Annotated in this window: 23 protein-coding genes; 13 read left to right on the forward strand and 10 right to left on the reverse strand. The window is 63.9% G+C overall.

Going from position 1 to position 24,841, the window contains the following annotated elements; genetic code table 11:
* Window positions 1–31 precede the first annotated feature (31 nt).
* From AB4Y63_RS07170 to AB4Y63_RS07180, 3 genes are read left to right on the forward strand one after another with little or no spacing between them, the layout of a single operon-like run.
* On the forward strand, window positions 32–1,315 hold the full coding sequence (locus AB4Y63_RS07170) for a vWA domain-containing protein (protein WP_441790362.1): 1,284 nt from the start codon (window positions 32–34) through the stop codon (window positions 1,313–1,315).
* A gap of 22 nt (window positions 1,316–1,337) precedes the next feature.
* A complete protein-coding gene (locus AB4Y63_RS07175) occupies window positions 1,338–2,147 on the forward strand; it encodes an SRPBCC family protein (RefSeq protein ID WP_441790363.1) in 810 nt (269 codons plus the stop codon).
* 21 nt (window positions 2,148–2,168) lie between these two features.
* Entirely contained in the window at window positions 2,169–3,314 is a 1,146-nt protein-coding gene (locus AB4Y63_RS07180; RefSeq protein ID WP_441790364.1) for an XdhC family protein, read from the forward strand.
* A gap of 44 nt (window positions 3,315–3,358) precedes the next feature.
* Here AB4Y63_RS07180 and AB4Y63_RS07185 read toward each other — a convergent pair whose 3' ends face one another.
* The gene (locus AB4Y63_RS07185; RefSeq protein ID WP_441790365.1) at window positions 3,359–3,655 is read right to left on the reverse strand and encodes a putative quinol monooxygenase; all 297 of its coding nucleotides are present in this window, start codon (window positions 3,653–3,655) and stop codon (window positions 3,359–3,361) included.
* Window positions 3,656–3,833: 178 nt separating this feature from the next.
* Window positions 3,834–4,244 carry a nitroreductase family deazaflavin-dependent oxidoreductase gene (locus AB4Y63_RS07190; protein ID WP_441790366.1) on the reverse strand — a complete coding sequence of 137 codons (411 nt, stop codon included), beginning with the start codon at window positions 4,242–4,244 and terminating at the stop codon, window positions 3,834–3,836.
* 205 nt (window positions 4,245–4,449) lie between these two features.
* Between AB4Y63_RS07190 and AB4Y63_RS07195 the strand changes: the two genes are divergently transcribed.
* Window positions 4,450–7,965, forward strand: a complete 3,516-nt coding sequence (locus tag AB4Y63_RS07195) for an OmpL47-type beta-barrel domain-containing protein (protein WP_441790367.1) — start codon at window positions 4,450–4,452, stop codon at window positions 7,963–7,965.
* 130 nt (window positions 7,966–8,095) lie between these two features.
* Here the strand turns inward: AB4Y63_RS07195 and AB4Y63_RS07200 are convergent, their stop codons facing one another.
* A complete protein-coding gene (locus tag AB4Y63_RS07200; protein WP_441790368.1) occupies window positions 8,096–8,494 on the reverse strand; it encodes a protein-tyrosine phosphatase family protein in 399 nt (132 codons plus the stop codon).
* 274 nt (window positions 8,495–8,768) lie between these two features.
* Here AB4Y63_RS07200 and AB4Y63_RS07205 point away from each other — a divergent pair, with 274 nt between their 5' ends.
* From AB4Y63_RS07205 to ctaD, 7 genes are all read left to right on the forward strand, one after another.
* On the forward strand, window positions 8,769–9,968 hold the full coding sequence (locus AB4Y63_RS07205) for a DUF2254 family protein (protein WP_441790369.1): 1,200 nt from the start codon (window positions 8,769–8,771) through the stop codon (window positions 9,966–9,968).
* Between the two features lie 106 nt (window positions 9,969–10,074).
* A complete protein-coding gene (locus tag AB4Y63_RS07210) occupies window positions 10,075–10,623 on the forward strand; it encodes a hypothetical protein (RefSeq protein ID WP_441790370.1) in 549 nt (182 codons plus the stop codon).
* 23 nt (window positions 10,624–10,646) lie between these two features.
* Entirely contained in the window at window positions 10,647–11,792 is a 1,146-nt protein-coding gene (locus tag AB4Y63_RS07215; RefSeq protein ID WP_441790371.1) for a DUF4331 family protein, read from the forward strand.
* Window positions 11,793–11,812: 20 nt separating this feature from the next.
* On the forward strand, window positions 11,813–13,153 hold the full coding sequence (locus AB4Y63_RS07220) for a Dyp-type peroxidase (protein ID WP_441790372.1): 1,341 nt from the start codon (window positions 11,813–11,815) through the stop codon (window positions 13,151–13,153).
* A gap of 25 nt (window positions 13,154–13,178) precedes the next feature.
* The gene (locus AB4Y63_RS07225; protein ID WP_441790373.1) at window positions 13,179–14,039 is read left to right on the forward strand and encodes an enoyl-CoA hydratase/isomerase family protein; all 861 of its coding nucleotides are present in this window, start codon (window positions 13,179–13,181) and stop codon (window positions 14,037–14,039) included.
* A gap of 40 nt (window positions 14,040–14,079) precedes the next feature.
* Window positions 14,080–15,159: a sulfite oxidase gene (locus tag AB4Y63_RS07230; RefSeq protein ID WP_441790374.1), complete on the forward strand. Its 1,080-nt coding sequence runs from the start codon at window positions 14,080–14,082 to the stop codon at window positions 15,157–15,159.
* A gap of 245 nt (window positions 15,160–15,404) precedes the next feature.
* Window positions 15,405–17,051 (forward strand): aa3-type cytochrome oxidase subunit I, encoded by a 1,647-nt coding sequence (ctaD, locus tag AB4Y63_RS07235; RefSeq protein ID WP_441790476.1) that lies wholly within the window; start codon window positions 15,405–15,407, stop codon window positions 17,049–17,051.
* Window positions 17,052–17,129: 78 nt separating this feature from the next.
* Here ctaD and AB4Y63_RS07240 read toward each other — a convergent pair whose 3' ends face one another.
* Complete coding sequence (locus AB4Y63_RS07240) at window positions 17,130–17,666, reverse strand: helix-turn-helix domain-containing protein (RefSeq protein WP_441790375.1); 537 nt, start codon at window positions 17,664–17,666, stop codon at window positions 17,130–17,132.
* Between the two features lie 363 nt (window positions 17,667–18,029).
* Between AB4Y63_RS07240 and AB4Y63_RS07245 the strand changes: the two genes are divergently transcribed.
* Together AB4Y63_RS07245 and AB4Y63_RS07250 are read left to right on the forward strand one after the other, a co-directional pair.
* A complete protein-coding gene (locus AB4Y63_RS07245; RefSeq protein WP_441790376.1) occupies window positions 18,030–19,736 on the forward strand; it encodes a phytoene desaturase family protein in 1,707 nt (568 codons plus the stop codon).
* Between the two features lie 87 nt (window positions 19,737–19,823).
* Entirely contained in the window at window positions 19,824–20,228 is a 405-nt protein-coding gene (locus AB4Y63_RS07250; protein ID WP_441790377.1) for a RidA family protein, read from the forward strand.
* Between the two features lie 139 nt (window positions 20,229–20,367).
* On the opposite strand, the gene AB4Y63_RS07255 is transcribed toward AB4Y63_RS07250, so the two are convergent.
* The 6 genes from AB4Y63_RS07255 to AB4Y63_RS07280 form a co-directional block, all read right to left on the reverse strand.
* Window positions 20,368–21,696, reverse strand: coding sequence for a flavin monoamine oxidase family protein (locus AB4Y63_RS07255; protein ID WP_441790378.1), 1,329 nt, complete (start codon window positions 21,694–21,696; stop codon window positions 20,368–20,370).
* 86 nt (window positions 21,697–21,782) lie between these two features.
* Entirely contained in the window at window positions 21,783–22,304 is a 522-nt protein-coding gene (locus AB4Y63_RS07260) for a flavodoxin family protein (RefSeq protein ID WP_441790379.1), read from the reverse strand.
* Between the two features lie 150 nt (window positions 22,305–22,454).
* On the reverse strand, window positions 22,455–22,880 hold the full coding sequence (locus AB4Y63_RS07265) for a pyridoxamine 5'-phosphate oxidase family protein (RefSeq protein ID WP_441790380.1): 426 nt from the start codon (window positions 22,878–22,880) through the stop codon (window positions 22,455–22,457).
* Window positions 22,881–22,925: 45 nt separating this feature from the next.
* Complete coding sequence (locus AB4Y63_RS07270) at window positions 22,926–23,879, reverse strand: hypothetical protein (protein WP_441790381.1); 954 nt, start codon at window positions 23,877–23,879, stop codon at window positions 22,926–22,928.
* Window positions 23,876–24,598, reverse strand: coding sequence for a cytochrome b N-terminal domain-containing protein (locus AB4Y63_RS07275; protein WP_441790382.1), 723 nt, complete (start codon window positions 24,596–24,598; stop codon window positions 23,876–23,878). The genes AB4Y63_RS07270 and AB4Y63_RS07275 overlap by 4 nt, the downstream gene beginning before the upstream one ends.
* Window positions 24,595–24,762: a hypothetical protein gene (locus AB4Y63_RS07280; protein WP_441790383.1), complete on the reverse strand. Its 168-nt coding sequence runs from the start codon at window positions 24,760–24,762 to the stop codon at window positions 24,595–24,597. The genes AB4Y63_RS07275 and AB4Y63_RS07280 overlap by 4 nt, the downstream gene beginning before the upstream one ends.
* Window positions 24,763–24,841 lie beyond the last annotated feature (79 nt).

The following is a 24,841-nucleotide window of genomic DNA, read 5'->3' on the forward strand; positions in this document are numbered from 1 at the left end:
TGAGATAGCCACGGGCCAGACGGCACGAGGTATGCGCTCCGATTCGCGACCGGGCGTGGAGGTGGCCGCGCTCGCCGCAGGGTTCGCGACGGCGTTGCGCCGGGTGGGTTTGTCGTCGTCTCCTGACCGTGCGGCGCGGCTGGCCGAGGCGCTCCGGCTCGTTCCGCCCGAGTCCCGTGAGCCGCTGTACTGGGCGTGCAGGGTGGTGTTCGTTACTACCAGGGAGCAGTTGCCGCTTTTCGATGCGGTCTTCTCCGCCGTGTTCGACGGCTTGCTCGACCCCGCAGAGCACCGAGGCGACCAGAACGCACCGCCGGCGATCGGGTCGGAACCAATCACGTCCGCACCGATCAATCCGGAGCTGCGGACCCGCCCGGCGGCGCCAGACAACCGCCCCTTCGGCGAGGCGGAGGACGAAGTGAAATCGCGCCCTCCCGCCCCGATGCCCGGCAGGGAGGAATCGGGGGACCGTCCTGCACCCGTGCGGGAGACGATCCTGATGTTGGCCTCGACCGACGAGCAGATGCACGACATGTCGTTCGCTAAACTCGGACCGGACGAGATCGCCCAGATGAGGTCCCTCGTGCGGCAGATCGTGTTGTCGACACCGGAACGTCGCACCCGTCGTACCCGTCGGTCGCCGAACAACCGGGACCGGTTAGACATCCGCCGCACTGTTCGTGCGGCGCAGAGCACCGGCGGCGACGCCACGCGGCTGGTCTATGTGCGTCGACGCCCACGCCCGAGACGGCTGGTGTTGCTGTGTGATGTGTCTGGGTCGATGGAGCCCTTCACCCGGGTGTTCCTTTCCTTCCTGCAAGGGGCGGTGAGCGGGGCGCAAGCGGAGGCGTTCGTGTTTTCCACCCGGCTCACCAGGCTCACCCGTCAGTTGGCGGTCCGCGACCCGGACCAGGCGCTCGCGCAAGCCGCAGCGAGCGCCTCCGACTGGGCGGGCGGAACCCGCCTCGCGGAGAGTATCCGTCGTTTCGTGGACGATTTCGGGCGCCGTGGCCTCGCCAGAGGCGCCGTTGTGGTGGTGTTCTCCGATGGCTGGGCGCAGGACGATCCGGCGTTCGTGGATGCCCAGATGGCACGCCTGAGGCGGTTGGCCTACCGAATCATCTGGGTCAATCCGCGCAAGGTGGCCCGCGGCTATCAGCCGCTGGTCGGCGGAATGGCTGCGGCGTTGCCCTACTGCGACGCCTTCGTCAGCGGCCACAGTTACGCGGCCCTGGCCGAAGTGGCGGCGGCGATTCGCGCCGATCGCACCAGTGCACAGTTCAACCAGAGGCGTCTCAATCAGAGGCCGCGATGATGCTCAACCAGAGGACTACATAATGCAACTCGAAAGCACGTTCTCCGTCGTCGCGCCGATCGACGAGGTATGGGAAACCCTGATGGACTTCGAGCGGGTCGCCGGCTGCGTACCGGGCGCGCAGGTACTCAACAAGCTGTCTGAGGACGCCTACCAGGTCGGTCTGAAAGTGAAGCTGGGACCGGTGAGCATGCAATACCGAGGGCAGCTGACCGTCGTTGGCCGCGACGCTACGGCACACCGGGCGGCGTTCGAGGGGAAGGCGCAGGAGATCCGCGGGCAGGGAACGGCGCAGGGAACGGCGACCCTCGTGCTGGTCGAGTCGGCCGGCACGACGACCGGCACCGTCAGTGCTGACGTGGACCTCTCCGGCAAGGTCGCGGCCATGGGGAAGAGCATCATCGGCGGCGTCACCGACCAGATGATGGCCCTCTTCGCCGAGAACCTGCAGAAGATGGTGGGGGAGGCGCGGGAGGAGACCGCCGGGGAACCGCGCGAGGGCATTCGCGAAGACGCATCCGGGGAGCGGCCGACGGAACCGGGGGAGCCGAGCGTGGAGCCGGCGGGGTCACCCCAGGTGCGGCCAGCGTCGTCGCGGCCGTCGCAGTCTCCTTCTCCGAGCACCGGGACGCCGAACACCGGCCCGAGTCTGAACGCGGTCGCGCTAGTCACGGGGATGATGATGGACCGGCTCACGCCCACCAAACTGCTGTACCTCGTCGCCTCGGTCGCATACGTCGCCTACCGTCTCGGTCGACGTTCGGTGAGCCGCACGCCTTCGAACCGCGTAGTTGCGAGCCGCACGCCTTCGTGCCGCACGGTCTCGAGATAAGGCACTGGAGGTCAGATCGACATGCGTGACGTGCTGGGAGCGCTGACGCGAAGCTGGCAGAAGGGCGACACTGCTGGGCTGGCCACTGTCGTGCGCACCTTCGAATCGGCGCCGCGGTCCGCTGGCGCGTCAATGCTGGTGACCGCCGACGGGAGCGTCGTCGGTTCGGTGTCCGGCGGATGTGTCGAGGGGGCGGTCTACGACCTCGCCACCGAGGTGATCGCTTCTGGGGCGCCGGTGCTCGTGCGGTACGGAATCAGCGACGACGACGCGTTCTCGGTCGGGCTGACCTGCGGCGGCATCCTGGACGTTTTTGTCGAACCGGTCTCTCCTCGCACCTTCGGAGAGCTGGACGCGGTGCGGCAGGACATCGAAGACTCCCGACCGGTTGCGGTCGCGACGGTGATTGAGCATCCGGATGCCGGCTGGCTCGGCCGCCACCTCGTCGTGAGGCCGCACGGATTCGAAGGTGATCTGGGGTCCGAGCAGTCCAATCGCGCCATCAGCGATGACGCCCAGGGGTTGCTCGCGGCCGGCCGCAACACGACCCTGACCTACGGGCCAGACGGTGAGCGGCAGGGCGAGGGAATGCGGGTCTTCTTCTCCAGCTTCGCGCCCCGGCCGCGAATGCTCGTCTTCGGCGCCATCGACTTCGCCGCCGCGCTGACCAGATTGGCGAAATTCCTCGGATATCGGGTCACCGTCTGTGACGCTCGGGAGGTGTTTGCGACGACGGCGCGGTTTCCAGACGCCGACGAGGTGATCGTCTCGTGGCCGCACAACTATCTCACCGAACAGTTCGCCGCTGGACTGCTCGATGCACGCACGGTGATCTGCGTACTCACCCACGACCCGAAATTCGATGTGCCGCTGCTCGAGGTGGCACTGCGCGGTCCGCAGATCGCTTACATCGGCGCGATGGGCTCCCGTCGCACGCACGATGACCGACTGAGGCGACTGCGTGAGGCCGGGGTCAGCGACGCTGAACTCTCACAGCTGCACAGCCCGATCGGCTTGGACCTCGGGTCGAGAACTCCGGAAGAGACGGCGGTTTCGATTGCGGCGGAGATCCTGGCGCTGCAGTGGGGTGGCAGTCGGGAACCGCTCAGACAGCTCGCCGACCGGATCCATCACGATGAGCAGCACGAGCCGTACACCGCTGGGTAGCGACTGCGAGTACTTCGCTGCAGCACCTACTTCACTTGCTGCGCCTATTTGACGGCGATGAGCTCGATCATCCGGATGTCCGGATCTTTCGCGAGGAGATTCGGTCCCTGCTCGCCCAGTGCGGCGGGAATCGCGCCATTTAGGTGAGCCTGACGGCCCTCCTCCGTCTCGAATGTGTCAAAGATGCCGAAGGTCTTTTCATCGACCCGGAAGGCGTACCAGGTTTTTGTGTCCGGCTCGTTGAGCACAATGTCTCGGCCGCTGTTGAGGAAACTCCACACTTCCTGCTCTTTTCCGGGCTTGGCTTCTACCAGTGCCAGTAGCCCAAATTTGAGTGCCATCGCAGTCTCCTCGTCATCGTCGGAATCGGCCTTGCGGTCGTGTCCTGAGTCTAAGAAGATGCTCGGGCCCGAACAAGGGGACCGGCTGTTCGGGACGACGGGACCGGTCCGGACTTCTCGGTGACAGCCGCGTGGCGCCGCGGCCGCGCCGCATTCGGACGGATGTGTGGCAAACGCCCTACGCGCTACCCGGCGTCCGCTGCGTCAGCGCGATGGCCGCGGGGAATCGGCCGACCACCGGCCTGAAGGCCGGTTTCGACAGGGCTGCAGCCTCCTTCCCCTCGATCAGACGAGGTGCGATCGCCTCATAGTCGCGGCCTTTCCACGTGATGGTCGCGCCGCCGGCCGCCAGTACGTTTCTCGCCCAGTTGGTCTGTGCGCCCCACGGCAGGCCGATGAGGAAGTCTGTGGACGACACCGTCGGCACGAGCGCGATCGGAGTCGCGTACAGGGTTCCGCTTCGTCGCCCGCGGTGATGCACGATCGCCCACAGGGGCACCCACCGTCGCCCGGCGAGCGCCCGCGCAAACGGTTCGCTCGCCCGTACGGCCCACCGGGGCGGCCCCTCCGCACGGCTCGATTCGCCCATGGTTCAATCATCCGCTCTTTCCGTTGAATTGGAGCGGCGGCGAGGCGTGCTCGTGTGCATGACCCGGGGAACATCGGAGGTGTTCTTCGCATGTTACCCCCCAAAAGGTTGACGTGTGTCGAGAAGTCCCACTAGCCTCGGCACGATAGATCGGATGTTTCCGCCGATTCACAGTTTTCGGCACACGATGAACAAAGGAGTTCCAGTGTCAGTTCAGGTCACCCTCAAGATCGGCGCGGCCCCCGGGCCGCGCCATCGACTTCGGGCCATCGCCGCTGCGGGTATCGCTGCCGTCGCCCTGTCCACGCTCACCGCCCTCCCCGTGTACGCCGCCGAGGCCGTCACCGTCTTCGTTGCCACGAACGGGAGCGATGACAATGCCGGCACTTCCGCGGAAACACCCGTCAAGACTGTGGCGAAGGCACAGGAGCTCGTCCGCAACGCCCTCCCCGATGGAGCCCCCGTTACCGTGCAGCTCGCTGAAGGCGACTACTACCTCGACTCCACCCTCGCGCTGACCAACGCCGACTCGGGCACCGATGCCGCGCCGGTCCGCTGGGTCGGCGCGGGCGAGGGCGCCACGATCAACGGCGGCCGCGAACTCACCGGCGCCTGGACGCCCACCGAGGCGGATCCGAGCGTCATGGTGACCGATGTCCCCGCCGGCATCGACTTCGATGAGCTCTTCGTCGACGACTCCCGCCAGGTCATGGCGCGCTACCCGAACTGGGACGACAGCGCATCCCGTCTCGAGGGCACGACATCGATGGCGACGTTGAACTCCCGTTCGGCCAACTGGTCGAAGCCGTCGACCGGCTACGTCCGCGCCATGCACTGCCACGACTGGGGCAGCGTTTCGTTCACGATCGCCGGGCGGAGCGACAACGCCCTCCAGTTGACGTTCGTCGGCGACAACAACCGCCCGCAGGACTGCAATGCCGCCCTGCCGATGAACGCAAACGCGGTCATGGTCGAGAACATCCGGGAGGAACTCGACGCCACGAACGAATGGTTCCTCGATCGCGACGCGAACAAGCTCTACCTCAAGACTGCTCCAGGTGTGGACCTCTCCACCGCTACCGTCGAGGTCGGCGAACTCGACCAGCTCGTCACTCTGACCGGCGCCTCCTCCGCAGACCCGATCCACGACATCGCCTTCGAGAACCTCAGCTTCAAGCGCACCCACCGCACGCTCTTCAACAGCCCCTTCGTCAACCTGTCGCGGGGCGACTGGTCCGTCGTTGCCAAGGGCGCGGCCTCTGTCAAGAACAGCCGGAACGTCACGTTCACGTCGTCATCGTTCACGGACCTCGGCGGCAACGGCATCTTCCTTGAGGGATACAACAGCGGCACCGAGATCACCGCGAGCCGGTTCGAGAACAACGGCGCCACCGACATCCAGGTCGTCGGGTCACCGAACGCCGTCCGCAACTACGCCGACAACTACTTCACCACCCCACGGATCAGCGATCTCGGCAGCGGACCGAAAACCGAAGACTACCCGCGCGATGTCCTCATTGAGGGCAACGTCATGAGGAACAACGGGCGCTACGAGAAGCAGACCTCGTCTGTGAACATCGCCATGGCGCTCGACATCACCGTTCGCGGAAACTCGCTCTCGGACAGCCCGCGCGCATGCCTCAATTTCTCCGACAACACGTGGGGAGGGCACCTTATTCAGGACAACGACATTTTCGACTGCGTACGGGAGACGGGTGACAACGGTTCGATCAACTCGTGGGGCCGCAGTCGATTCTGGAAGACGGGCGCTGCGAACGACGCTTTCGCGAGTCTCGCCGACGGAGTCACGTTCATGGGGAACACCGGAGGGCCGCTGACGGCCGAACAGGCCAGAGCCATGATGAAGCTCGACGTCGTCAAGCCGATCACGATCGACCACAACCGGTTCTGGCACGGCGGCGACTGGGCGATCGACCTCGACGACGGCTCATCCAATTTCGTGATGACGAACAACGTGCTTCTCAAAGGCGGCGTCAAACTCCGCGACGGCTTCGATCGAACTCTGCGCAACAACCTCATCCTCGATGGGGCGACGTTCGAGCAAGTGAGCTACATGCCCGGTGGTGACGTCATCGAGCAGAACATCACTCTCGGCCGGCTTCCCTACGACAACGTGCTCAACGACACCGCCCGCGCGCAGTACGCGATCGGCAAGAACCTCTTCTGGAATGCCGGAGCCGCGATCGACGTGAAGCCGAGAGGCGGTACCACCGAGAAGCTGTCTGCCGACGGCGCGACGATCAACACGGCGTCAAGCTGGTACACGGCAGGGATGGACCGGGACTCGAAGGTCGGCGACCCGGCATTCTCCGCTGCCGACCCGACCGGGGACTACGACTTCACCGTCGCCGGCACGTCACCGGCATTGGTGCTCGGCTACCAGAACATCCCGATGACGGGCTTCGGCGCCGCCGACGGCACACTCCCGCCGAAGGCAGTGCTCCCGACCGGCACGACCGGCCCCGACCCGATCGAACTTGCCCACCGCAAGTATGTCGAGAAGCTCTGGGGTGGCAATATCGCCAATATCACCACCACGGCGGAGCAGTCGTCGTATGCGATCAGCGACTTCAAGGGCGTCAAGTTCGTCTGGGTCCCGGACGGCAGCCTCGCTGCGACGGCAGGTCTACGCACCGACGACCTCATCCGCACGGTCAACGGCACCGAGGTCACTGATCAGCGCAATTCGTTCTGGCAGGCCTACAACGCTCTGCCGGCTGGTTCGTCGATCACCCTCGGCGTACGCCGGGCCTCGACGAACGTGACGGTGGAGCTCACGAAGCCGACAGACGCCGAGACCCTCAACAACACCTCCGGCGTCATCTACCGGACCGCCGAAGCCCCCACTCAGGAGTCGTGGATCTGGCGCGACGCATCGCGGGGCGGGGCGGGCGCCTGGCTGGACGACATCGACGCGACGCAGAATCTCGGCGACTCGTGGGAGCTGACGTTCAACGGGACCGGAATCGACCTCATCTCTCAGATCAACAGCGACCTCGGCGACGTCGACATCACGCTCGACGGCGCGCTCTACACGACGCAGTCCTTCTACAGCGGCACACGGACGCACCAGCAGACGGTGCTCTCGATCAGCGGCCTGGCTCCAGGCGTTCACACGATCACCGGCACGATGAAATCGGGCAGCTACATGATCGTCGATGCATTCACCATCCACCCGGCGGGCGAGGACGCCGAGGCGCCGACGATCACGCTCACGGCATCGCCGGCCAAGCCGGCGACCGGCTGGTTCACGGGCGACGTTATTGTCACCGCGGAAGCGACCGACGCCCTCGATGATGCGCCGTCAATCGAGATCTCGACTGGCTCGGGATGGAAACCGTACGCCGTGCCGCTCGCTATCACCACCGACGGCACGACGATCGTGAAGGCACGAGCCACCGACGCCTCGGGCAATGTCTCCGAGGAAGCCACGGTCACGGTCAAGCGCGACACGACCGCTCCGCTCACCTCGGCGAAGGTCGATACCAAGAAGCGGATCGTCACACTGATGGCGACGGACGCGACGTCGGGTGTCGCCGTCATCGAATACCGGATCGGAACCGGGAAGTTCCAGCCGTATACCGGGCCGATTCAGGTCGGTAAGGGCGCGACGACGATCGAGTACCGCGCCGTCGACGTCGCCGGTCGCACCGAGTCGCTACGGACGCTCGAACTCGCTCGGAAGGCCGGACCGAAGTAGGGCGCGGCGAAGGATCCAGCAACGACCGAGTTCCAGTCACGTAAGTCACGCGGGTGGGCGCATCAGCGCCCGCCCGCGTCTTTCGTTCCCCTGACCCGCTGCCCCGCCGTGCCTGGCCCAGGCGTTTCGATCAGCCCGCGGAAAAATGGGCGACGTAACGGCGTTGCCACAGTGTCTCGACTGCGCGGGAGTTGTAGTGTTCGCGAACGAACTTCACTGCCTTGTCAGCGGGCACACCGTCGAGCACGGCAATACACGCCAGTGCGGTGCCGGTGCGCCCCTGACCGCCATCACAGGCGATCTCGACGCGCTCCGTCTCCGATCGGAGCCACGCTTCACGCAGTGCATCGTTTGCATCGTTGCGATCCCTCGGCAGCCCAAAGTCGGGCCATCGCACCCATCGTGTTTCCCATTCGAAGGCTGCTGGAATCTGTGCCAGAAGATAGATCGCGAAATCGGGGATCGCACCACCGGGTATCGGCTGACTGAGCCCACGTCCGCGCAGAAGTCGACCCGACGGCAAACGCATGACACCGAATCCGTCAGCATTCCAACTATTGAGCACGCTCCCAAGATACCTGCCGGCCGAAGACAAGACCGTCCTGATTCCATGGCCGGGCGCCGGCTGTTGCAGCGGCCGACGTCGCCACCCACGTGCCAGAGCGCGGCTGACATCGCGCGGGAGACGGCCAAGACCGGCAGTTCCTGACGTGGGACACTGGGGGAGAGTCCCTGCATTCCCATCGGATGACGCGATCCGCGTGCCAGCCGATCGGTCTGAGTTGGTGCCCTGGGAGGTTGTGATGCCCGTCCTACCCCGGCGATTGCTGCGTGCACGGCGCCGACTGCGTGCCGACCTTGCGCAGCTGTTCTGCGCACTGATCGGACTGGCTCTGGGTGTCGCACTGCCCCGTGTATCCGTCGGGCCAACCGTGCAGGGCGACCGACTCTCTGAGCTTCTGTTCACACTCGGCATCGGGGTGATCGGTGTGGTCAGCATCGTCTTCTCACTGCTCTTCGGGGTGGTGCAATGGTCCGCCAGCACCTTCTCGCCACGCTTGAACCTCTTTCGCGGCGACCCGCTCGTGTGGCGCACCTTTGCCCTGGCCGTCGGTGTCTTCACCTTCGCCGTGACCGCCGGCGTGGTCAGCCTCAACTCGACCGACGTGACCGTGCTCGTGCCGGCCACAGCGATTCTCGCCGCGCTTGTCACGTTTGGGCTGATTCGGGCACTGCAGATTCGTGCATTTCTGTCGCTCCAGCTGGCCTCTGTTCTCGACGCCGTGACCTCGCGCGGCCGCGCCGTGATCGCCGCTGTTTACCCGTTGCGCTCGGAGCCACCAGACGCGACAGACGAGCCTTCTGCGGAGCTACCCGAACTGCGGCGCACCGTGACCTGGGCCGGTGCGCCCGGTGTTGTTCAGCAGCTGGAACTCCGATGGCTGATCGAGGCGGCCACGCGAGCAGACGCATTGGTGGTGTTCCGTGTCGGCGTGGGAGACACCGTGCACGATGAGTCGCCGCTTGCCGACATCCACGGAGGTGAGCTGAGCGATCAGGTCGTACGCGCGGCAGTGGTGCGCGGCGCCGAGCGCTCGTTCGGCCAGGACCCGATGCTGGCTTTCCGGTTGCTTTCAGATATCGCGCTCCGAGCGCTGTCCCCGTCGGTCAACGACCCGGCGACCGCAGTGGATTCCATCGACGCGAGCGAGGGGCTGCTGCGGGCGGTGGCGATGAGGGAGCTGGCAGTGGCGGATGTGACGGATGCCGCTGGTGATACACGGGTCCGGCTGGTGCTTCCCGCGTGGGAGGACTACCTGCGCGTCGCCATCGAGGATCTGATGCAGTTCGCGACACCGTTCATCATGGTGCTCGAACGACTCCGGCGGCTACTGGTCAATCTGCTCGAAATCTGGCCTGCCTCCCACGCGCCGTTGCTCCAGCTCCAGAGCCGGGTGAACGCCGCCCTTCTCGCAGCGCAGCCGACGACGCCACGGGAATGAACCCATCCGTGCAAATTTCGATCCTTCCCCACCATGATTCGATGCGCGTGAGGAGCCAACGCAGTTCCTTGGGCGGTCCCGGGGGAGGCCTGCTATAGTCCCTCGCATGGCCACATCAGAGGGTGGAATAACGCAGCCGGGACTCAGTGTCGGACCGACTAGCGAGTTCAGTTTGTTCTTCCGCGTCAAGCCGGGCGAGGGGCCGCCATTGCGCGCCGCGCTCGTCGATCTGCAGGACACGCCGGGTTACCGGCCCGGTGACTACGGGATGGCGGTTCAGACAATTCACGAGGCGCGGTTCGTCATGTTCGACGACGACACGCGGCTCGCATTCGTGACCAGCTTCGATGGCCCGTGGGACGCCTACATGGAGGACTTCTTCACCTCTGGTCCAACCTTGGCACTGTTCGACGTCATCTTCCGCCATGTCGAAGGATACGACGGGCTGCCCGACCTGGCCGCCCTGCGAGCCTTTATCCTCGACGCCGAGCAATCGGCAGCCGCATACGCCCGGAACTACGGCGGGACGGTGAGAGAGATCCGGAAGGCTCAGCGTGTGAACAACGCCTTCCAACAGGTGCTCGACCACCCTCAGGCCGCAGAGATCCTCCAGCATCCAGCGCTGAAGCCACTGTTGGATGAGGCCGGCGACTAAACGCAACAGAGACGGGCACTGTCATGTCGGACCACATTTCCGGGCCACGCGCCCTCGCCAACCCGATCGCGGACATCACGGACGTGTACGCATTCCCCAGCCCCGAGCGGCCGGGCTGGCTCGTGCTTGTCCTGAACACCTTGCCGATGGCCAAGCCCTCCGATTTGTTCTCCGAGGGTCTGCTGTACCGCTTCCGGCTTCGACCACTCCACCAGCCGAGCCCGAACGACGCCGGGTGGGGGTTCGTTCCCGGGGATGAGGAGATCGTCGTGGAGTGCGTGTTCGACGCTCCGGATGACGCCCCGGGCAACGCCGAGGAGCAGCCGAGCCGTCAGCAGCAGGGCACCTGCAGTGGTCCGTCGGGATCAATCTCCTTCAGCGTCAACGATCCGGACGGAGGCGCTGGGAACGGCATGAGGGTCTTCGCCGGCACGCGCTGGGACCCGTTCATCATGGATGCCCGCGCCGCCCTGGCGACGATCGCGACCCGGAAGCTCGCTTTCACCGATCCCGGCTCGATCTTCCTCGACGGCAAGAACGTGCTCAGCATCGTCGTCGAGATCGACACCAGCCTCTTGCCCGGCGGGGATCTCGTGGGCGTCGTTGCTGAAACCCTCACCAGGGGAACATTCAACGTCAGGATCGAACGAGTGGGTCGCCCCGAGGTGAAGAACATGATGCTCGCCCCGAAAGATTTCGATCCCGTGAACCGGGATCTCGAGATCCGCGACCTGTACAACATGGATAACGCGTTCCACCTCGGAGACTCCTACCTGGGCGCCTACCGAGCGCGACTCGACGCCAACCTCGCCTTTTGGGATGCCCTGGACGGGAAGATGGACTGGCCCATCGACACGAACGGGCACCACCCGCTCACGGACCTGGTGCTCGCTGACTATCTGATTGTCGACGTCACGAAGCCCTATCTTGAGCACGGCTCATTCCTCGAGATCGAGCTCGCCGCACGGCGCGGCGAAGCTCACCAGACGTGCGGGGGACGCACGTTGAACGACGACGTGATGGACACGATCTTCACCCAGCTCGTCAATGCGGGTCAGGGCCCGACGATCCGAGATGGCGTCGACTCCGCCACCCAGCAAGCCAGTGGCAACTTCCCGTACCTGGCGACGCCGAACCCGAACCCGCCCGAACCCCCTGAGCACCACTGAGAACGAAAGGCGCATGATCGATGGCGGCCACGACAGGCGTACCCCTGGAACTCGACGACATCCAGGCCGGCGCGTTGTACGAACGCCCCTCCCCATACGTTGGAACCTACCTCCTGCTTCGCATCGCGGACCGCGCTGACGGCCGTGAGCTCGTCCGCAGACTTCACCGAATCGTCAACCCCGCCGGAGCCGCCGACACCCCGGACAACACCTCGCTCACCGTCGCCTTCACGTACCCCGGGTTGAAGGCCCTCGGTGTGCCGCAAGCGTCACTGGATAGCTTCGCGCCGGAGTTCCGTCAAGGCATGGCAGCCCGCGCAGAAATTTTGGGGGATGTCGGTGAGAGCGCCCCTGACCACTGGGAGAAACCTCTCGGCACCGACGATGTGCATGTCGCGATCGCTGTCCTCTCCTCCGACGAGGAACAGCTTCACGCAGCCGTCGAGAAGGCACGCAATGCCTTGACCGAGCTTCCCGGCGTCGAGCTGATCTGGCGTCAGGACTGCTACCAGCTCGCCACCGGCCGCACCTCCTTCGGCTTCAAGGACGGGATCAGTCAACCTGCCGTCGAGGGGAGCGGCCGACGCCCCAGCAATCCCCATGAGCGACCACTCAAAGCCGGCGAGATCGTCTTGGGTTATCCCGATGAGACGGGCGAACTGCCGCCGATGCCCACCCCGGAGGTGCTGGGCCGCAACGGCACCTACGTCGTGTTCCGAAAGCTGCACACGAAGGTGGCGGCCTACCGGGCCTATCTTCGCACCAGGGCAGCGAGCCGTGAGGAGGAAAACCTCCTCGGCGCGAAAATGGTCGGGCGCTGGCAGAGCGGTGCGCCGCTCGCAGTCACTCCCGAGCGAGACGACCCCGAACTCGGGAGCGACCCACTGCGCAACAACGACTTCCTCTTCGCCGATGACCCGCGCGGCTTCAAGTGCCCGGTGGGGGCACACGCCCGCAGGGCAAACCCACGCGACGCATTCGACCACGACGGCAGCGTGGATGTCCGGCTCCACCGGATGATCCGACGCGGCACGAGCTACGGACCGATGCTCCCCGACGGAGTGCTCGAGGACGACGGGATCGACCGCGGGATCGTCTTCGTCTTCGCCGGCGCCCACATCAAACGTCAGTTCGAGTTCGTGAAGACTCAGTGGCTGAACGATGGCATCTTCATCGGCGCTCCACTTGAGTCCGACCCCCTGGTCGGACCTCACGACGAGTCGAGCGGTTTCACCATCCCACAACGACCGATCCGGCGCAGGTTGCAGAACCTCCCACCCTTCGTGGTCACCCGCGGAGGCGAGTACTGCTTCGCCCCCAGCCTGCGGGCGCTGCGCTGGCTCGCCGAACTCGACACCTGACGAGTCCACACCCGAGAGGAGCATGATGAGCTCATCAAGCACAGACCGTTGGGCAGCACTCGATTTCGGCCCACCGGCGCCCGACGTCGAGGAGACCGAGGCGCCCGTGCTGCTGGAATACCTCTCCAACGGTCGAGTTGCCCTGATCACCCTCAACCGGCCCCGTGCCGACAACGCGATCACCACAGAGATGGGCGCCCTGCTGACCGACGTCGTCGAGGAGATCGCCGTTCGCACCGCGGTACGGGTCGTCATCCTGACCGGAGCCGGCGACCGCGCCTTCTCGGTCGGCAGTGACTTGCGGCAGCGCAAATCCATGACCAAGGAGGACTGGCTGCGTCAACGCCAAGCTTTCGACCGCACCCTCTACACGGTCCGCCAGCTCCGCAAGCMGATCTTCGCCGCCGTCAACGGAATCGCCTACGGGGGAGGGTGCGAGCTCGCCCAGAGCACGGACTTCATCATCGCCTCGGCCAACGCGACCTTTGGCCAGCCCGAAGCCATGCTCGGCCTGGCAGCCGGCGGAGGATCACCGGCCTTGCTGCCCCGTCTCCTGCCCCGCGGTAAGGCACTGCAGATGCTGATGACCGGCGATCCAATCACTGCCCAGGAGGCATACCGACTCGGCATGGTCAACGAACTCCACGATCCCGCCCAGTTGATGTCCGCAGCCCGGCAGATCGCCGACAAGATCGCTAGCAACTCGCCAACCGCCGTCCAGGCGGTGAAGCGCGCGGTTCACCTGGGCGAGGGTGAGCCGATCGAGCAGGCGATCGCAATCATGATGGACGCACACTGGCGCTCCGCTGTCCATCCCGACCGCGTCGAAGGAATCGGCGCCTTCAACGACGGCCGCGAACCGACCTTCAGCGACACCGATTTTTGAGAGAGCCACTTCGTGTTTGACCTGCCCCAAGGAGGCTGCCATGACCGCCGCTCATGATCTCGATGCCGCACGCGCTGCATTGGTGATGATCAACCCCGCACCCTACAACGCCGAGGCGCCGCCGGCGGCACTCGACGGTGAGATCACCCCCACTGAGCTCCACTACGTGCGAAGCAACTTTGCGGTGCCCGCTCACGACGGCACCTTGGAGATCGGTGGCGCGGTAGCGAATCCAACCATCCTGACGCTCGACGACCTGCGCGCGATGCCGGCACACGAGCACACGGTCACCCTTGAATGTGCAGGAAATGGCCGCCTGGCCATGAGGCCCTTGCCGACCGGTGAACCCTGGGGTGACTTTGCCGTCTCCACGGCACGCTGGACTGGCGCGCTTCTCCACGAGGTGTTGGCGAAGGTCGAGCCAGCGGCGCAGGGGGTAGAAGTCCGCGCCCAGGGTGCCGACCACGGTCCCTACCACCTGCAGGCGATCCTCCCCGATACTGACCAGGACGACCTCACCTTCATCCGGTCCCTGCCACTCGCACACGCCACAGACCCTGCGTCAGGAATCCTCATCGCTTATGAGATGAATGGGGAGCCTCTGGGTCCCGACCACGGCGCACCATTCCGGTTGATCGTGCCCCACTGGTACGCCGTGGCGTCGGTGAAGTGGCTGAAGCGAATCGACGTGCTCACCGAGCCCTATGCCGGCGAGTTCCAGACTGGCCACTACATGTACGAGTGGCCAGACCGACCTCCTGAATCGGTGACCCTGATGCGGCCACGAGCCCGGATCACCGATCCAGCGCCAGGCTCCACCATCGGCCTGGGGGCATACACGGTCCGGGGAAAGGCCTGGTCGGGCAACGGCCCCATCACGCGCGTCGAGGTCAGTCTCACCGGAGAAGGTGACTGGTACCCAGCACAGCTGGAACCAGCCGGGAATGGATTCCACTGGCAGGACTGGACCTTCACCTGGGACACCAACAACGTTGGAAGACACACTCTGAGAGTCAGAGCGACCGACGCCGCCGGGAACGTGCAACCCGACCTTCCGCCGTGGAACCGGCTGGGCTACGGAAACAACGCCATCGAAGTCATCTACGTCGATCGCCGATGACCACACCAGCCTCCCCGCCGTTGCTCTTCGATGCAGACCGGCCTACCGTGTAGTACCAGATCCAATCAGCAATCAATCCGTGACCCGCACACGAGGTGACTGATGACTATCAGTGTTCTGCACGGCAACGAAGCCGAAAAGTGCAGCCTTGAACCCGCCCGAGACGGTCAACGATGAGTGTGGAAAGCGACGCCCCCTCCACCGCGGCCCCCATGCGGCCTGCGGCCAGCACACCGTCGCGGGGAATGCGACCGGATGGCACAACCAAGCGGCGACACATCGTCGAATGGCTCACGACAACCGATCACAAGAAGATCGGTTACTTGTACCTGATCACGTCCTTCATCTATTTCAGTCTCGGCGGCGTGCTCGCGCTCATCATGCGCGCGCAACTCTTCGCTCCCGGTCTGTCCGTGCTGCAGACCAAAGAGCAGTACAACCAGATGTTCACGATGCACGGCACGATCATGCTGCTGATGTTCGCGACCCCTCTCTTCGCGGGTTTCGCCAACGTGCTCATGCCGTTGCAGATCGGCGCACCCGACGTTGTGTTCCCTCGTCTGAACGCGTTGGCCTACTGGCTCTATAACTTCGGGAGCCTCATCGCCGTCGCCGGATTCCTCACCCCGCAAGGCGCTGCGTCATTCGGATGGACGGGGTACGCCCCTCTGTCCAGCACGACATTCTCGCCTGGCGTCGGCAGCAATCTCTGGGCAATCGGCCTTGCCCTGAGCGGGTTCAGTACCATTCTCGGTTCGGTGAACTTCATCACCACGATCATCACGATGCGAGCCCCCGGGATGACCATGTTCCGCCTGCCGATCTTCACCTGGAACATCCTGATCACCTCGATCATGGTGATCATCGCCTTTCCCGTGCTGGCGGCGGCGCTCCTCGCCCTCGCCGCCGACCGCGTCTTCAACGCCCATATCTACGACCCGGCGAATGGTGGCGCCCTGCTCTGGCAACACCTCTTCTGGTTCTTCGGGCATCCGGAGGTGTACATCATCGCGTTGCCATTCTTCGGCATCATTTCCGAAGTCTTACCGGTGTTCAGCCGCAAGCCGATCTTCGGGTACAAGACCCTCGTCTACGCCACGATCGCCATCGCCTCGCTGTCCATCACTGTCTGGGCACACCACATGTTCGTCACCGGTTCGGTGCTGCTCCCGTTCTTTTCCGTGATGACGATGCTCATCGCCGTTCCGACCGGCGTGAAGATCTTCAACTGGATCGGAACCATGTGGCGTGGGTCCGTCACCTTCGAAACCCCGATGCTCTGGGCGATCGGCTTCTTGGTCACGTTTACCTTCGGTGGTCTGACCGGTGTCATCCTCGCGTCGCCGCCGCTCGACTTCCACGTGTCAGACACCTACTTCGTTGTCGCCCACTTCCACTATGTGGTGTTCGGTACCGTCGTCTTCGCGATGTTCAGCGGCTTCTACTTCTGGTGGCCGAAATGGACCGGCCGGATGCTCAATGAGCGTCTGGGCAAGTGGCACTTCTGGTTGCTGTTCATCGGCTTCCACACCACCTTCCTGATTCAACACTGGCTCGGAGTTGTCGGGATGCCGCGACGGTACGCGACCTATACGGCCGACGACGGTTTTACCTGGATGAACGAGCTATCGACGGTCGGGTCGGCGATCCTTGCCGTGTCGATGATCCCGTTTCTACTGAACGTGTACATCACCGCCCGGAAGGCTCCCCGCGTCCTCGTCAATGATCCGTGGGGACACGGCCGGTCGCTGGAGTGGGCCACCTCGTGCCCTCCGCCGCGTCACAACTTCACGTCGGTTCCGCAGATCCGCAGCGAGGCTCCCGCGTTCGACCTGAATCATCCCGAGACAGTCGCGCGTTCACGCAGCCAACAGGCGCCTCCAGTCGCCTGACTGGCCTTCAACGTGAGGGAACCGTCCAGATGAACTGGAACCGTCTCGGCCGAGCGAGCCCTCGTCGGGCTCAGCCGGCTATGGGGTTGGCGGGTTCACCGCAAGGATGAATTCAACAGGGTGAGTGCCGTTGTTGATGTACCGATGGGGTTGACGGGAGTCGACGGTAATGGCGTCCCCGGCTGCGAGGACATGGGCGCCGTCCCCGACGACAACGGTCAATGTGCCCTGCAACACATAGGCACATTCAAGCGCTTCATGTGACCATGGCTCGTCGCTGGACGTCTCACCGGGACCGAGCAACCCCTTGAGGAATTCCAGCTGTCCATTGCCGGGCGCCAGTCGCTCGTACTGGATATGCCCTTTGGGAGAGCTGATCCTTGAGCGCTCTCCCTCGTGGCTGACATGAACCACGGGAAAGGATTCCTCTTCGAAGAGAGTCGAAATCGACTGCCCGAAAACACCGGCAAGCAAACGAAGGGACCTCAGGCTTGGCTCGGTCACCCCACGCTCGATCTGGCTCAACATCGTTGGCGACAGCCCGGTTTCCCCCGAAAGACTCCGCAGGCTCATGCCTCGAGCCGACCGCAATGCCTTCAATCTCGCTCCAACCATGATGCCAACTTACACTCTCACTGCACGCTCCTGTAGAGGTTGAGCGTACAGGCCCGCTCCGCACCGATCATTCTGAACCAAAAGAATGTTGGCAAACGTCTAAGGCGGCCCGGAATCTAGATGTATTGCACCTCTTTCACGATGACTTCACAGGACCGCGACCCGTCAATCTTGTGCAGTGCTATTGCATGTTTTGGGTGGAGTGTAGATACTGAGTGCACAGTCGAGGGGTTCGACCGACGTCGGCCAAAGCGGACCCGGGAACGGGCCGCCGTCGGCCATATCCGCGGGATGTGGCCGACTGCTCTGCAACGCCGAAAACAATTGTCAAACGCTTTTCGATACAACAGTTCAGGAGCTCAAATGCAGTCTTTCGATGTGGTCGTTATCGGCGCTGGTATCCAAGGTCTGGTTGCTGCGGCCGTTCTCGCCGATGCAGGTCGCAAGGTGCTCGTGCTGGAGCAGTCCGACGAGGTAGGGGGCTGCGTAAAGAGCGGTGAGGTGACGCTTCCGGGGTATGTTCACGACTTGTATGCGATGAGCATGAACCTCTTCGTGGGCTCCCCGTTCTACGCCAAGTATGGAACGGAACTTCGCGGGTTGGGACTCGACTTCGTCACCGCAGCGCATCCGTATGCCTCGGCCTTCCCCGATGGGACCAGCCTGCGGGTCAGTACTGATGAGAGCGAAACGACGAAGATGTGGGAGGACCACTCTGCCGAGGATGCCAAGGGGTGGGAGACGCTGGGCAGGCTCTACGACGACTTCACCCGGGTGTACTTCCCGCTGTATGTGAGCCCGCTGCCTTCACAGTCGCTGTTCACGGCACTTCGCGCGGCATGGGGCATTCGAAAAACCACCCCGCTTGCCGAACTAGCGCCCTTGATGCTGTCCTCGACGAGAGGTTTTGGCGACAAGTACTTCTCCACCCCGGAGGCCAAGTCGCTCGCTGCGGCATGGGGAATGCACCTAGATTTCGGACCAGACATCGGATCGGGGGCGCTCTTCCCGCTTTTGGAACTCTATGGAAACATGCGCGGCGGAATGAGCGTCGTGAAGGGAGGCGCCGCGAAACTGCCGGCGGCAATCGCCAGTCTCGTCCGGGCTCGCGGAGGAATCATCCGCACCGGAGCCGACGTGACGCAGGTTCTCACGGACATCAACGGTGTAACCGGGGTCCGGCTGTCCTCCGGAGAAGAGATTGCCGTCGCCCACGGAGTCATTGCCACGACGCCGGTGCCCCTCGTGGTGAACCGTCTCCTCAGTGAGCAACGAGTGCCCGCGTCGATGACCGCGGCCGCCGACAACTATAGGTTCGGCCCTGGAACGTTCATGATGCACTTGGCATTGGACGGACCCATCCCCTGGACGGATCCGCGCCTTGAGCACGTCGCGTACGTGCATCTTGGTCCTTACGTTGACGACATGGCCCGAACCTACCAGCAGGCGGTGGCCGGGACGCTGCCAGATGAGCCATTGCTCGTCATCGGACAGGCAAGTGCCGTTGATCCGAGTCGCGTCGAAAAGCCTGGCCACCACACCGCGTGGGTTGAGGTTCGAATGGTCCCCGCCGACATCCGGTCTGACGCAGCCGGATCACTGGCTGGAAGGACATGGGAGGAAGCCCGCACCGAGTTTTCTGAACGAATCATCGACAAACTTGCCCGCTACGCGCCCGACATCAGGGAACGCATCCTGCACTCGGTGTCGTTGACTCCAGAAGATCTCGAGAAAGCGAATCCCAACCTGGTCGGAGGGGACTCCGTGAGTGGAAGCCACCACCAGAACCAGTTGTTCGGCATGCGGCCGTCCCTGGGCCTCGCTCGCTACTCCACTCCCGTCGAAGGCCTCTACATTTCGGGGGCGGCAACGTGGCCTGGTGGAGGTGTCAACACGATTTCTGGCCAGCTCGCCGCCGAACGGTTGCTCGGCGACACCCCTCAAGGCGGGCGACGATTCGCGGCTCGAGCGCTGCGTTCAATTGCGAAATCCGCGCGCCGAGCTCGAATGAAGAGAAGCGTGCCTGTCCCCGTGAACTCGTCGCGGTCCATTGGCGGCGACGCCCGGTAGTGCCGACCGCCTTGTGGTCGATCTCCAGGAACCAGATCACGTCTTCCCGTTTGCCCTCTTTGACCACATCTACAGAAAGAGAACACTATGTCAGCACGCGTATTGATCAGCCCACCGGAGATCCATCCTGCCCCCGGGTTCAACCACATAGCCATAGCCGACGTGGGCCGCGTCGCGTACATTGCCGGCCAGGTCGCACTCGCTCCCGACTTCAGCATCATTGGGCCTGGGGATCTCGCTGAACAGACACGTGCTGCCATGCGCAACGTGGAGCTTGCATTGAATGCAATCGGCGCAACGTGGCAGGACGTCGTCCGGCGAACCATCTACACGCTGACGCCCACCGAATACGCGACAATCACCAGTGCCATCGAAGAAATCCAGGGCTCTCAGGTGCACCCAGCGCAAACCATTGTCGGAGTGACGGGGCTGGCAATTGAGGGCCTACTCATTGAGATAGAGGTGACGGTGGCACTCAACAGCCATTCCTAATCGCGCCGTCCTCGGACTCCTTACGTCTGCGCAGCGAAGCACGATCGCGCGCGGGTCCTCAGGGTGGTGCCGCGCGAAGTCCCGCGGCGCCATCCGAGCACCCCAGACCTTCGCAGAAGCCTGGCCGATCGCCAGCTTGTCAGTCGTGCGCCCACACCTGGTCGATCGGGATGTCCCGCTGCAGGATGTTCGATGCCGCCCGGTGGCCGGAGTACAACGCTGCCGGAACCGTCGCCGGGTCGTCCGTCCAGGTCGCCTCCCCGGCGAGGTGGAGCACTCCACCGACTGGGGTTGCAAGGTCGTCGTGGTCGGCCGTCGTCGATCCGACCGTCATGAACGCGTACGAACCGCGAGCGAACGGATCGTCCTGCCACGCGGTCCTGTGCACAGCAGTTGGGCGCTCGACGCGATCGTCGTAGAGCCGCCGCAGCTGCGCAAGGATCGACTCGACGACCCGCTCGTCATCCCAGTTGCGCGTGTCTTGCGCCGCCGGTCCCGCGGCGAAGGTCAGCAGCGTGGGCGTTCCGTGCAGAGGCGTGAGGTCGTACCAGGAATGCCACCAGCGGCTTTCGGGGCCCTGCTGCCGGATCGCGTAGACGTCGTCGTCCCAGAACGTGGACGGGAACCGCAGAAAGACTTTCTCGAAAGCGTTCATCTCAAGCCGGCCCAGGGCGCCCATCAGGGGTTCGGGAAGTGGGGGTTCAATAACGAAGTCATCTGACTGAAGCACCCCGATCGGCACCGTCACCACGACGCTGCCAGCCGTCAGCGTGCCACGGTCCGTTGTCACGGCCACACCTTCGGCTGACCATTGCACATGGGAGACGACGTGCTCGAGGCGCACGTCGAGCCCTGCCGCGAGGCGTGCGGGAAGGCGGTCGTATCCATCGGGAAACACCACCTCGTCGCCGTCGACAGAGTCGTCATCGAGACCGTGCGCGGCGAGATCCTCGATCCACGCACCGTACTGCTCCTCCGTGCGGTGTTCCAGGAATTCGCGAACTCGCGCAACGCGGTCGGGGCCCCAGCTCTGGGCGGCGAGGGCCGTCTCTGTCACGTCGCGATACGAGGCATCCGTATCCGAGGCCGCGATAGCTTTCGAAAGCGTGGCATCGACCGCCCGGATGTCGTCTGCGAATTGCTGTGCGGCAGCATCCGTGAGGCGCTTCCCATCAGGACCGTAGTAAGCGATCGGCCGACTGTCCGGCTGGTACCCGCCGACAGAAAACTCCACGGTCCTCATCCCGAACGCCTCCGCTGACTGACTGACTGGGTCGTCGGTGACTCCGTGGATCCAGGATGCGCCGAGGTCGGTGATGAGGCCGTCGCTGCGATCCGTCCAGACCCGCCCGCCCACGCGGTCGCGAGCCTCGAGCACGACGACGTGACGGCCGGCCTTCGCCAGCAGCCGGGCGGCGGTGAGTCCGGCCACCCCTGCGCCGACCACGATTGTCTCGAAATGATCCATCCCGTACCGCTCCCTCAAGCGTCCACCCGACACGTGCGTTCCGACACTATCGGGAGTGCCGCTCCGGGGCGAAACCGCCGTTGGCGTCAGTGCAAGCCGTTCTCGGTCGCCGAAGCAGCCTTCGCGATGTCGCGTCCCCACTGCTCGGCACGGTCGAGCTCTCCGTCGATGAGCGGTCCCTCGTATCCATGCACGTGAAATGACTTCTGCTTGACCACAATGTCGAAGCCGAGTTCCTTGAGTTCCCGCTTAGCGGCCTTGGCTGCAGATCCGGGTAACCGAGGCGCGTTCACCCGGGTGTCAAAGGTGGTTGCCGCAACCGCACGACCGGGTGGGGTGAGGGCAACAAGCCATTCCCGAATACCGCGTTCCGGGGCTTGAGGGGCACCCCGCTCGGTGACGGCACCCTCGCGCGTGGAGGCACGCGTCATTGAGAAGCCATGGGTAGGCCCACCGACGACGACCAGGTCATAGGTGTTCACCACGTTCGGCGCCGTCTCAGAATCCATGACGTCGACGTTGAACGTACCGCGCAATCCGGTGGCGATGGCGCGGGCAACCTGCTCGGTGTTGCCCCAGATCGTTTCGTAAACCACGAGTGCCTGCATGACGCCCCAATCGTTGGATGTGACGTCAGACTAGGTCGAGGCATCCCCGCAAGGAACCCCCCCCAGCGAACCTGTCGTGTGCCTTCAACGTCTCACTCGGGTCGGCGTGTGGCAATGCACTGAGAATCAGGCGTTGGCGGGACGTGAGGTCTAGAACCGTTCGGGTTCGGGCCCCAGCGTGAAACGACGACCTGAGAACTCACGGGGGGTGATCTCGACGTAGATGTACTTGAGCGTGGGAATGAGCGGATGCAGGGGTAGTTCCTCAGCCGCATCGATCTCAGCGCGTTTTTCAAGAATTCGCGCGGTGCCCTTAAGAACGACGCTCCACGCTTGCTCGCGTCCGACTCCGTCGGTTTCGAAAGCAACGTGGTCGTTGACCGTGAGTTCCAGCAATTTCGAACCCTCCGCGGTGCGGAAGAAGAGCCGTCCGTCTGCGGCCACGAAGTTCACCGGAAAAATGTCGGGTTCGTTGCCGACACTCATGGCCAGGCGACCCAGGCTTGCAGAGAGGAGAAGCTCCCAGCAGGCGTCGTCGTCGAGATACTCGATCGGTTTTACATCGTCGATGTCCATGTCTTCATCGTCCCACTTCGTCCGTTAGAACACGATCCCCGAGTTTCATCGGCGCCGGTAATAATCGCGCCATACCAAGCGATGGAGGGGTATCCACTTCGGCAACGATCTCAAGCCAGGGATGAACGGCACCAGCATGAGAGCGACCGAGAGCACGAGCATGATCACAACCACCAACAGGTCGGCGTTGGGCGCAGACGAGAATGGTTCGATCTGATACCAGAACGAGAACAGCCACAGCCAGGATTGGCCGGGATAGCTTCCCGTCTCGTTCATCACTCCCCACTGCTCGCCGCTGAGATGTTGGGCTTCAGCCAAACCAGGGAAGTAGGCCCCATCACCCAGGAAGAGAATTCCTCGGGTGTAGTCCATATTGTAAAACTGGCCAGGCGCCTGGATCACATTGTCGAGTGCGCCGTTGCCGGCCATCAACAGTAAGTCGTGAGTGAGCGTTGGCACCGGACCATACTTCCCGCTCTGAACACGCGAGGGGTCGTTGCCGGGCGCGGCGGTCAGGGCCGCCGTGTATGCCGCGGTCCACGTCGTGCGCTGCGCATCCGTGGCAGCAGTCCAGACCTGAATGGCGGCAGGCGGCGAAGGTAAGGTGCTCAACGGCTCGATGACGAAGTCGTTTGCTGTGTCGATGGGAATGCGCACCCCGGACATGCCCTGCAGATCAATCGGCCCGAGGGTTTGTGTGGCGTCCGGTGTTGAGTTGTACGGGGGCCCGTACATCGCCGTTTCACTCGTGCCACCGAGCTCCGCGGTGGCTGTGGCGATGAAGTCAGCGGGGGCGGAGTTCGCCCACTCGCGGAATGTCACGGGTGAATCGTCAGGGGACCCCAAAAAGGCGGACAGTCCGAGTGTGAGCACCCCGACAACAATGAGCCCGATGAGGAGTTCTTTGAAGAGGTCATATCGGCGCACCGATCCCTGCCACGGCCTGCTGGCGAGGTCATTGCGTTTGCGTCCCGACATCGTGGGGGGAGTCGTAGTCATGGGCGGCCACCATCCGTTTCGGAGGGAGCAGGATCGGAGAGAGCAGGATCGGGAGGCTGGAGCTGGCTGTCGGTTTCCGCCGCATCAAGGGGCGGTACCACCCCGTGCATGCGCACGAGGACGACATGCAGCGCAACGATTGCGGCCACAGCGAGCGGCAGCAAGGTGATGTGCCACATGAAGATCTGTCCCAAGTTCGCGACGTTGAACCATGCACCGATCCCCGTGGCGTTGAGCGCATCCTTCGCCTCGAAGGCAATCCACTGACCATCAAAGTTTGTCTGCAGAAGGTAGCCGGTGAAGGCGGCGACGATTGAGACCAGAAAGGACAGCACCCCCGTGATCCAGGTCAGGGTGCGTCCTCCTCGCCAGGCGGCCATCCAGAACTTGCCCCAGAGGTGAACCACCATGAAGAGGAAGAACAGCTCAACGCTCCAGAGATGGGCGCTGTTGACGAAATGGCCGAGACCCGAAAGGTGGTACCACTGCGGTCCGTTCAGGCTCAGTACAAGGCCGGAGACGATGATGACGACGAGTGCGGCGATGGTTGCCATGCCAAAGACATAGATCCACGAAGCGACGTAACTCGGCTGATCGTCGGGCAAGAGCTTGTCGGGTGGAAGCCGGCGGAGAAGCCACCGACGGATGGTTCCCGTCCAGGTGCTCGCGTCGTCGTCGTCCTCTGGACTGTCCGGTGACGGGCTTCCGCGAGTGCTCATTTGCGTCGCCGTCCATTTGGAAACGGCAGCAGTAGGGCGAGAACGAACAACACGATCATGACGGTGATGACGATGAGATTGCCGATCTGAATGGCAAATGGCCCCCAGGTGAGCAAGAGCCCGGGGCCCTCGGTCGTCTGCAAAAGCTCCAGTGTATTCAGCATGCGTGCCTCCGAGGCTTCCTGTTTCTCCCACACCTGCGGGGTCTAGGAGCGACATCGTTCGGGGCACAACATACGCCTC

This window comes from Leifsonia sp. YAF41 (assembly GCF_052113185.1).
In the GTDB taxonomy this organism is placed as follows: Bacteria; Actinomycetota; Actinomycetes; order Actinomycetales; family Microbacteriaceae; genus Cryobacterium.

Bases quoted from the DNA above. Each gene is read 5' to 3' on its own strand.
- AB4Y63_RS07250 (WP_441790377.1), top strand. From the start codon at position 19,824: ATGTCAGCACGCGTATTGATCAGCCCACCGGAGATCCATCCTGCCCCC.
- AB4Y63_RS07280 (WP_441790383.1), bottom strand. From the start codon at position 24,762: ATGCTGAATACACTGGAGCTTTTGCAGACGACCGAGGGCCCCGGGCTC.
- AB4Y63_RS07190 (WP_441790366.1), bottom strand. From the start codon at position 4,244: ATGGGCGAATCGAGCCGTGCGGAGGGGCCGCCCCGGTGGGCCGTACGG.
- AB4Y63_RS07270 (WP_441790381.1), bottom strand. From the start codon at position 23,879: ATGACTACGACTCCCCCCACGATGTCGGGACGCAAACGCAATGACCTC.
- AB4Y63_RS07220 (WP_441790372.1), top strand. From the start codon at position 11,813: ATGGCGGCCACGACAGGCGTACCCCTGGAACTCGACGACATCCAGGCC.
- AB4Y63_RS07265 (WP_441790380.1), bottom strand. From the start codon at position 22,880: ATGGACATCGACGATGTAAAACCGATCGAGTATCTCGACGACGACGCC.
- AB4Y63_RS07230 (WP_441790374.1), top strand. From the start codon at position 14,080: ATGACCGCCGCTCATGATCTCGATGCCGCACGCGCTGCATTGGTGATG.
- AB4Y63_RS07260 (WP_441790379.1), bottom strand. From the start codon at position 22,304: ATGCAGGCACTCGTGGTTTACGAAACGATCTGGGGCAACACCGAGCAG.
- AB4Y63_RS07240 (WP_441790375.1), bottom strand. From the start codon at position 17,666: ATGGTTGGAGCGAGATTGAAGGCATTGCGGTCGGCTCGAGGCATGAGC.
- AB4Y63_RS07255 (WP_441790378.1), bottom strand. From the start codon at position 21,696: ATGGATCATTTCGAGACAATCGTGGTCGGCGCAGGGGTGGCCGGACTC.
- AB4Y63_RS07200 (WP_441790368.1), bottom strand. From the start codon at position 8,494: ATGCGTTTGCCGTCGGGTCGACTTCTGCGCGGACGTGGGCTCAGTCAG.
- AB4Y63_RS07215 (WP_441790371.1), top strand. From the start codon at position 10,647: ATGTCGGACCACATTTCCGGGCCACGCGCCCTCGCCAACCCGATCGCG.
- AB4Y63_RS07210 (WP_441790370.1), top strand. From the start codon at position 10,075: ATGGCCACATCAGAGGGTGGAATAACGCAGCCGGGACTCAGTGTCGGA.
- AB4Y63_RS07185 (WP_441790365.1), bottom strand. From the start codon at position 3,655: ATGGCACTCAAATTTGGGCTACTGGCACTGGTAGAAGCCAAGCCCGGA.
- AB4Y63_RS07275 (WP_441790382.1), bottom strand. From the start codon at position 24,598: ATGAGCACTCGCGGAAGCCCGTCACCGGACAGTCCAGAGGACGACGAC.
- AB4Y63_RS07180 (WP_441790364.1), top strand. From the start codon at position 2,169: ATGCGTGACGTGCTGGGAGCGCTGACGCGAAGCTGGCAGAAGGGCGAC.
- ctaD (WP_441790476.1), top strand. From the start codon at position 15,405: ATGCGACCGGATGGCACAACCAAGCGGCGACACATCGTCGAATGGCTC.
- AB4Y63_RS07175 (WP_441790363.1), top strand. From the start codon at position 1,338: ATGCAACTCGAAAGCACGTTCTCCGTCGTCGCGCCGATCGACGAGGTA.
- AB4Y63_RS07205 (WP_441790369.1), top strand. From the start codon at position 8,769: ATGCCCGTCCTACCCCGGCGATTGCTGCGTGCACGGCGCCGACTGCGT.
- AB4Y63_RS07170 (WP_441790362.1), top strand. From the start codon at position 32: ATGCGCTCCGATTCGCGACCGGGCGTGGAGGTGGCCGCGCTCGCCGCA.
- AB4Y63_RS07245 (WP_441790376.1), top strand. From the start codon at position 18,030: ATGCAGTCTTTCGATGTGGTCGTTATCGGCGCTGGTATCCAAGGTCTG.